Annotated in this window: 4 protein-coding genes; 3 read left to right on the top strand and 1 reads right to left on the bottom strand. The window is 63.4% G+C overall.

Annotated features, from left to right (window positions below; genetic code table 11):
- Positions 1-494 precede the first annotated feature (494 nt).
- The gene (gene hrpA, locus ABEA12_RS04315; RefSeq protein WP_210100386.1) at positions 495-4,478 is read right to left on the bottom strand and encodes an ATP-dependent RNA helicase HrpA; all 3,984 of its coding nucleotides are present in this window, start codon (positions 4,476-4,478) and stop codon (positions 495-497) included.
- A gap of 417 nt (positions 4,479-4,895) precedes the next feature.
- Between hrpA and ABEA12_RS04310 the strand changes: the two genes are divergently transcribed.
- From ABEA12_RS04310 to ABEA12_RS04300, 3 genes are all read left to right on the top strand, one after another.
- Complete coding sequence (locus ABEA12_RS04310; protein WP_210100387.1) at positions 4,896-5,909, top strand: ABC transporter substrate-binding protein; 1,014 nt, start codon at positions 4,896-4,898, stop codon at positions 5,907-5,909.
- A gap of 95 nt (positions 5,910-6,004) precedes the next feature.
- Positions 6,005-6,928 (top strand): ABC transporter permease, encoded by a 924-nt coding sequence (locus tag ABEA12_RS04305; RefSeq protein WP_210100388.1) that lies wholly within the window; start codon positions 6,005-6,007, stop codon positions 6,926-6,928.
- Positions 6,921-7,712 (top strand): ABC transporter ATP-binding protein, encoded by a 792-nt coding sequence (locus ABEA12_RS04300; protein ID WP_210100389.1) that lies wholly within the window; start codon positions 6,921-6,923, stop codon positions 7,710-7,712. The genes ABEA12_RS04305 and ABEA12_RS04300 overlap by 8 nt, the downstream gene beginning before the upstream one ends.
- Positions 7,713-7,849 lie beyond the last annotated feature (137 nt).

Below are 7,849 nucleotides of genomic sequence, written 5' to 3'. Positions count from 1 at the left end.
CTCGGTGACAGCACCCCCCGGATCATGAAAGAACAGGGGGAGTGAATCATGCCGAGACCGACAGGCCAGCAACCCCAATTCTTCCTCAATGAGTCCGTTTAAGGGGCTAGTTAAAAGGTAACGGGGGTAATGCGAGCGTTTGGAAACCGGAGAGCTGTTCCTCAGCGTGGATGCGCGCCTGTGACGTTTCCACCGGCATTGTGCGCGGCGACTCTGGCGAGCTCGTGCCTGCAGGTTGGGTCCTGACCGGGGGCCCGATCCCCGGCCCCGGCTTTAGAGTGCGGCCATGGCGGTCCAAACCACAGGGATTCCTTGGCGCACCGAACGTAGCTCCCGGTGCGGCAACCGATTGCGCCCGAGCGTTTCTCCGATCGAGGACTGTTCGGAGCGGGGCACATGCCATGTGGCACGCCGTTGAGCGGCCGCTGCACCACGTGTTCGAGCCACGTGGTTTTGTGTGGTTGCCTTGACGGGGCCGGTTCGGTCCCATTGGCCTACCGGGCGGCGGCGAGTCCCTCGCGCACCGCGGTGCGTATCCGCTTGCCGGAGACCGAATAGGCGGTGCCAAGCTCCTGGGCGAAGAGGCTGACCCGGTATTCCTCTAGCATCCACTTAACCGAGGCCAGCACCGGGGGAGTGATCATGCCCGGCAGCAGCATCTCCAAGGCGGCATCATATTCGTCCTCGAGACCCTGGATGTCCAATGTTGCGGCATTGTCGCGGGCGACGTTGCCGTCCTTGAGCTTCTCCAGGCGCTTCTCGATCGCGGCAATGTACCGCGGCAGCTGCGCAAGCTGGGCATAACCGGTTGAGGCAACGAATCCCGGATAGACAAGCTGGGAGAGCTGGGTCTTGACATCGTTCAACGCATTGATCAGCGCCATCGAGGACGCCGACTTGATTTCCTTGTTGATCCGCCGGGTGCCGGAGAGCACCTTCTCCACGATGGCCGTCACGTCAAAGACGGTGTCGATCAACTCGGCACGCACCTTCTCGTAGAGCGCATCGAACCCGGACTTGGTGAAGGGCAGCGACTGGGGCACCAACCTATCGACCGCGGCCATGGAGCAATCCTGGATCAGGGACTCGACGCTGCCGTGCGGGTTCTGCGTGAAGACCAGCTTTTCGGTGTTGTTCAGGTGGTCAAGCACGTAGCGCGAGGGCGAGGGGACCTTGAGCAGCAGCAGGCGGATCACCCCGGAACGGTGGGCCGCAAGTTGCTCGGCCTCGTTGCGAAAGACCGTGAGGCGCACCGAGGTCTTTGCATCGACCAACGCAGGGTAGGCGGTGACCTGCTGGCCGGCGACCTCGGAGACGACCTTGGTGGTGATGCTCCCGTTGTTGCCCAGCCCGGTGTCCCAGTCGGTGAGTCCGGAGCGTTCCCAGATGGTGGTGGCCACCGTGGCGCCCTTGCCGCGCACCGAAGCGGGCGGGGAGTTCTTCGCGCCGGCGCCCTTCTTGCCTGCTGCTGCCCGCGCGTCGGGTCCACCGGACTTGCCCGTGGGCAGCGAGGCGCCGGGCTTGATGCCCAGCGATCGCGCCAGGGCCGAACGGTTGGCAGTGGCAAGGGTCTGTTGCAGCAGGCCCAGGTCCTGGGATTCGTCCAGGATCTTGGAATCGGAGTCGATGACGGTGAAGGTGAAGCGCAGGTGCTCCGGCAACCCATCCCAGTTCCACGACCCCGGGGGGATCACCACGCCCTTGGCCCGGCGCAGCACCAGCTCCAGCGAGGTGGCCAGGTCATCGGTCTCCGGGTCGAAATCTGCCTCGAGGGCGGTAACGGCGGTCCGGGCCACATCCGGGGCGGGCACGAAGTTCTTGCGGATGGCCTTGGGCAGCGACTTGATCAGGGCAGTCACCAGCTCCACGCGCAGCCCCGGAATGAGCCAACGGAAGCGCACCGGATCCAGCTGGTTCAGGAACAGCACAGGAACCCGCACCGAGACCCCGTCAGATTCCCCGGGGCGGGCCGCAGGGTTGTATTCGTAGACCAAGTCCAGGTCAAGGGTGCCGTGGCGCCACGTGCGCGGGTAGGCATCCTGGTCCAGCTCGGTGGCATCGCCCTGCATCAGGGACTCGGGATCGAAGTCCAGCAGCGTGGGGTCCTGGTGCCGTGCACCCTTCCACCATTTGTCGAAGTGCCGCTCCGAGAGCACCTCGGGGCCCAGCTTCGAGTCGTAGAAGTCAAAGAGGTCCTCATCCGAGACGCGCAAGTCGCGCCGGCGCATGCGGGTCTCGAGTTCCTCGATGTCCTCGAGCACGCGGCGGTTGCGGGCGAAGAACTTGTGGTGGGTCTTCCAGTCCCCCTCCACCAACGCGTTGCGGATGAACAGCTCGCGGCAGAGCTCCGGATCAACCCGCGAGTACTGGATGCGGCGCTTGGCCACGATGGTCAGCCCGAAGAGCGTGACCTTCTCGTATCCCATCACCGCGCCGGAATTGCGCGACCAGTGCGGCTCGGAGTAACTGGCCTTGAGCAGTTCCCCGGCGACTTCCTCGACCCACTTGGGATCAAGGCGTGCCACGGTGCGTGCCCAGAGCCGGCTGGTCTCCACCAGTTCGGCGGCCATGACCCACTCGGTGGACTTCCTGGACAGTGCCGAGCCGGGGAACACCGAGAACCGGGTGCCGCGGGCGCCGACGTATTCGCGTTTGCGCTCGTCCCAGGAGCCCACGTGGCCCAGCAGGCCGGTGAGCAGGGAAATGTGGATGGCTTCCTCGTTCGCCGAGGCGTCCACGGCGTCGGGGGACAGGGTGATGCCCAGCGGCTTGGCCAGCTGGCGCAGCTGGGTGAACAGGTCCTGCCATTCGCGCACGCGCAGGTAGTTGATGTATTCGTTCTTGCACAGCCGGCGGAAGGCGGAGGAGGAAAGTTCTTTCTGCTTTTCCTGCAGGTAGCGCCAGAGGTTCAGCAGCGAGGAAAAATCCGACTTGGTGTCCGCGAAGCGCTTGTGCAGTTCCTGGGCACGCTCGCGCTTGCCGGTCTCCTCGCTGGGTCGCTCGCGCGGGTCCTGGATGGACAGTGCGGCGGCCAGCACCATGACTTCCTTGGCGCACCCCCGGGAACCGGATTCCACGATCATCCGGCCCAGGCGCACATCCACCGGAAGCTGCGCCAGTTTCTTGCCGATTTCGGTGATGGTGGCTTCGGTGCCGGTGTGCATGGCACCGAGTTCGCGCAGCAAGGCCACACCGTCGTTGATCGACTTGGCCTCGGGGGGCTGGAGGAACGGGAAGGAGGCGACGTCGCGTGCACTGCGCACCACCCCCATCGCGCTCATCTGCAGGATCACCGCGGCAAGGTTGGTGCGCAGGATCTCCGGGTCGGTGAACTCCGGACGCGTCTCGAAATCCTCTTGGGAGTACAGGCGGATGGCGATGCCGTCCGAGACGCGGCCGCAACGACCCGAACGCTGGTTGGCGCTGGCCTGGGAGACCCGTTCGATGGGCAGGCGCTGGACCTTGGTGCGGTGCGAGTAACGCGAGATGCGTGCGGTGCCGGTGTCGATGACGTACTTGATCCCCGGGACAGTCAGGGAGGTCTCGGCGACGTTGGTGGCCAGCACGATACGGCGGTTTTTCCCGGGGTTGAACACCCGGTGCTGCTCGGCCAGCGAGAGCCGGGCGAACAGGGGCAGGATCTCGGTTCCGGCCAGGGCCTTGTTGGTCTGCACCCGGGCGCGCAGGACCTCGGCGGCGTCTCGGATCTCGCGCTCGCCGGGGAAGAAGACCAGGATGTCCCCGGGTGCCTCCTTGGCCAGTTCGTCAACGGCCTCAGTAATGGCGTCCAGCGGATCCCGGTCTTCCACGGCGGCGTCGGGGTCCAGCTCGTCTTCGTCCATCCCGTCGGCCGGGTTCAGCGGCCGGTAGCGCATTTCCACCGGGAAGGTGCGTCCGGAGACCTCGATAATGGGAGCGGGAACCGGGTCTTCACCCTCGGGCCCCGGTGCCGCGAAGTGCGCGGCAAATCGTTCCGGGTCGATGGTGGCCGAGGTGATGACGATTTTCAGGTCCGGGCGCTTGGGCAGGATCCGGGCCAGGTAGCCGAGCAGGAAGTCGATGTTCAGGCTGCGCTCGTGGGCCTCGTCGATGATGATGGCGTTGTATTTCTTCAGCAGCTTGTCGCGCCGGATCTCGGCGAGCAGGATGCCGTCGGTCATCACCTTGACCTTGGTGTCCCGGGAGACCTCGCCGGTGAACCGGACGTGGAATCCGACCTCGGCGCCGATCGTGGTCCCGAGCTCTTCCGCGATGCGTTCGGCCACGGTGCGGGCTGCCAAGCGGCGGGGCTGGGTGTGCCCGATCATGCCGCGTTCGCCCAGGCCCAGCTCCAGGAGCATCTTGGGCAGCTGCGTGGTCTTGCCGGATCCGGTTTCACCGGCGACGATCACCACTTGGTTGTCCTTGATGGCCGACATGATGTCATCGCGGCGTGTGGAAACGGGCAGGGCGTCGGGATAGGAAATCGTCAGGGCCATGATGCTCCAAGTCTATGCCAGCACTGCCCAGCCCGGTTCCGGGGCACCGGGTGTGGTTTTGGGAGGGCAGTCCAAGGCCTTATCGACCGGATCCGGTACTCGAATCCCGGAGCGGAAGGCGGCGGAACTCGGCTTTGTCCACGGTACTGCCTGTTTCTCTCGTCACAGGGATACAAATCGTCTGATTCGCGTGAGCTATCCATGGAATCTGAATGAAGTCTGACGAATTTATCGACGGTTCGTCTTGTAATTCATGGCAGATGGAAGAAATGTGAGTAGCTTCACATGTAGGATCGAAGGACTTCATGAGGAGAACTTCCTGCCGAACGGCCGAGGTTGTCTGATCCTGAATACGCCCGGCATACGGCACTCGCCGCACACCCGGGCATGACACTCGCACGTCGTGAAAGGTACACAATGAAATTGTTCAAGTCCGTACAGCTGGCCGCCGGTGTGGCAGCCACGGCCCTGGTGCTCACCGCTTGTGGAGGATCCACCTCACCTGAGGCCTCGGGTTCCTCCGCTCCGGCTGCCGACTCCGGCCCGGTGAAGATCGGTATCGACCAGTACCTCAGCCACCCATCGCTCGACGCAGTGGCCACTGGTTTCAAGAAGGGCATGGCTGACGCCGGTTACACCGGCGACAAGATCACCTACGACGAGCAGAACCCGCAGGGCGAGCCGGCCACCAACACCTCGATCGTTGGCAAGTTCGCTTCGGACAAGGACATGGACCTGGTGCTCGCAATCGCCACCCCGGCCGCCCAGGCCGCCGCGAGCAGCATCACCAACATCCCCGTGCTGTTCTCAGCTGTCACTGATCCGGTGGAAGCTAAGCTTGTGGCCAGCAACGAAGCGCCGGGCAAGAACGTCACAGGGACCTCGGACAAGAACCCCGTGAAGGAACAGCTCGAGCTTCTCAAGAAGATCAAGCCGGAAGCCAAGACCGTGGGTATCGTTTACTCCTCGGGCGAGGTCAACTCCGGTGTCCAGGTCCAGTGGGCCAAGGACGCTGCCGGTGAATTGGGCTTGACCATCGAGGAGAAGGCCATCTCGGCTTCCTCCGAGGTCCAGCAGGCTGCCGCGAGCCTGGACGTTGACGCGTTCTACGTGCCGACCGACAACGCGGTTGTTTCGGCTCTTGAAGGCCTGCTGCAGACCGCACAGGACAAGAAGATCCCCGTGATCTCCGCCGACGGCGAGTCCGTCAAGCGCGGTGCCACGGCCACCTACGGCCTGAACTACGAGAAGCTCGGCGAGCAGACCGCAGCGATGGCAGTAAAGCTCCTCAAGGGCGAGGCGGAAGCCGCTACGATGCCGGTTGAAACCATCACCAAGGTGGAGCTGTACCTGAACACTACGGCCGCAGAGAAGATCGGCGTGACCTTCCCGGAGGACATGCTCTCCGAGGCAGCCGAGACCTACAAGTAAACCTGACCGCCAACACGGTCAATACAGTGGCCGGTCGGTCTGAACCGACCGGCCACTGCCATTAACTCATTCACTCGAAACGCAAGGATCCACCCATGATCACCGCGGTTGAACTAGGCCTGATCTACGCGATCATGGCACTCGGGGTCTATCTGACCTTCCGCATACTCGACTTCCCGGACCTGACGGTTGATGGAAGCTTCACCACCGGCGCTGCCGTCGCCTCCATCTCGATCGTCAACGGCATCAACCCGTTCATCGCCACGATCTTCGCCTTCTTCATTGGTTCCCTCGCCGGTGTGATCACCGGCCTGCTGCACACCAAGGGCAAGATTGACGGCTTGCTCGCCGGTATCCTGACCATGATCGCGTTATATTCCATAAACTTGCGGATAATGGGCAAGGCCAATACTCCGCTGTTGGGCGAGAACACCGTCCTGAGCTTCTTGCGCGACCGGCAGCTGCTGGGCACCTGGACCTCGGTAGCACTCATGTTCGCGGGCTGCATGGCTGCCGTCCTGGTCATCGTGTGGTTCCTGCGCACCGACGTAGGGCTGGCGATGCGAGCCACCGGCGACAACGAAGAAATGATCCGTTCCTTTGGCGTGAGCACCGATAACCAGAAGATCCTGGGCCTGGCGATCTCCAACGGCCTGGTTGCCTTCTCCGGAGCCATCATTGCCCAGTTCCAGGGCTTCGCGGACATCGGCATGGGAATCGGCGTGATCCTCATCGGGCTGGCCTCGGTCATCGTCGGCCAGGCGATCTTCGGCCAGAAGTTCATCTGGATCGCTGCCCTGGCAGTGATCTTCGGTTCGGTCATCTACCGCCTGGTCATCCAGCTGGCACTTGACGCGGGCCTGGAGGTCAATGACATGAAGCTGATTTCCGCGGTGCTGGTGGTCCTGGCGCTGATCCTTCCCCAGTGGAAGGGCTTCGGCAAGTTCGCTCAACGCATCCGCATCCGTGGCAAGTCCGTGGAGCCCAAAGAGACCAACGAGGTGAGCGTCGATGCTTGAGATCACGAACCTGAACAAGACGTTCTTCCCCGGCACGGTCAATGAGCGCAAGGCCCTGCGCAACATCAACCTGAATCTCGCCGAGGGCGAGTTCGTCACGGTGATCGGTTCCAACGGCGCCGGCAAGTCAACGGTGCTCAACATGGTCGGCGGCAAGCTGCATCCGGACAACGGGACCGTGCGCATCAGCGGCAAGGACGTCACAAAGATCTCCGACCACCGCCGTGCAAACTACATCGGCCGGGTCTTCCAGGATCCGATGGCCGGAACAGCGCCGAACATGTCGATCGAGGAAAACATGTCCCTGGCCCTGGGACGCGGCACCTTCCGCGCCTTGGCCCCGGGCGTCACCAAGCACAAGCGCGAGCGGTTCGTCGATGAGCTTGCCTCACTGGAACTGGGGCTGGAAACAAGGCTCAAGGCCAAGGTCGGTCTGCTTTCCGGCGGCCAGCGACAGGCGTTGAGCCTGCTGATGGCCACGTTCTCCGGACCGAAGATCCTGCTCCTTGATGAGCACACCGCCGCCTTGGATCCACAGCGCGCGGCCCTGGTGTCCCGGCTGACCCAGGAAATCGTCGAGCGCCACCAGCTCACGACGTTGATGGTCACGCACAACATGGAACAGGCGCTGCGCCTGGGCACCCGACTGATCATGATGCATGACGGCCAGGTCATTCTTGACCTGGATGCCGAGCAGAAGGCCAAGATGACGGTCCAGGACCTGCTGCACGAGTTCGAGAAAATCAAGGGTGCACAGCTTGATGACCGGACCATGCTGCAGTAACCAAGGCCAGGGGCCCACGGCATTTTCACTGTAGCCCGAAGGCCCTAAGCAGGCGGCGGCGCCACCGGACCCTCACAACCCCGCTAAGGGGGAGTGCGGCAAAGGCGGCACCGCCGCCTTTCGCTTGTCCTGATGGG

Origin of the sequence: Paeniglutamicibacter antarcticus (assembly GCF_039544305.1) — a bacterium.
Lineage (GTDB): Bacteria > Actinomycetota > Actinomycetes > Actinomycetales > Micrococcaceae > Paeniglutamicibacter > Paeniglutamicibacter antarcticus_C.
The sequence above is the reverse complement of the archived record's forward strand: the minus strand, read 5'-3'. Positions and strand labels throughout refer to the sequence as shown.

Excerpts from the sequence above, each read along its gene's own strand:
- hrpA (WP_210100386.1), bottom strand. The coding sequence starts at position 4,478 with ATGGCCCTGACGATTTCCTATCCCGACGCCCTGCCCGTTTCCACACGC.
- ABEA12_RS04310 (WP_210100387.1), top strand. The coding sequence starts at position 4,896 with ATGAAATTGTTCAAGTCCGTACAGCTGGCCGCCGGTGTGGCAGCCACG.
- ABEA12_RS04305 (WP_210100388.1), top strand. The coding sequence starts at position 6,005 with ATGATCACCGCGGTTGAACTAGGCCTGATCTACGCGATCATGGCACTC.
- ABEA12_RS04300 (WP_210100389.1), top strand. The coding sequence starts at position 6,921 with ATGCTTGAGATCACGAACCTGAACAAGACGTTCTTCCCCGGCACGGTC.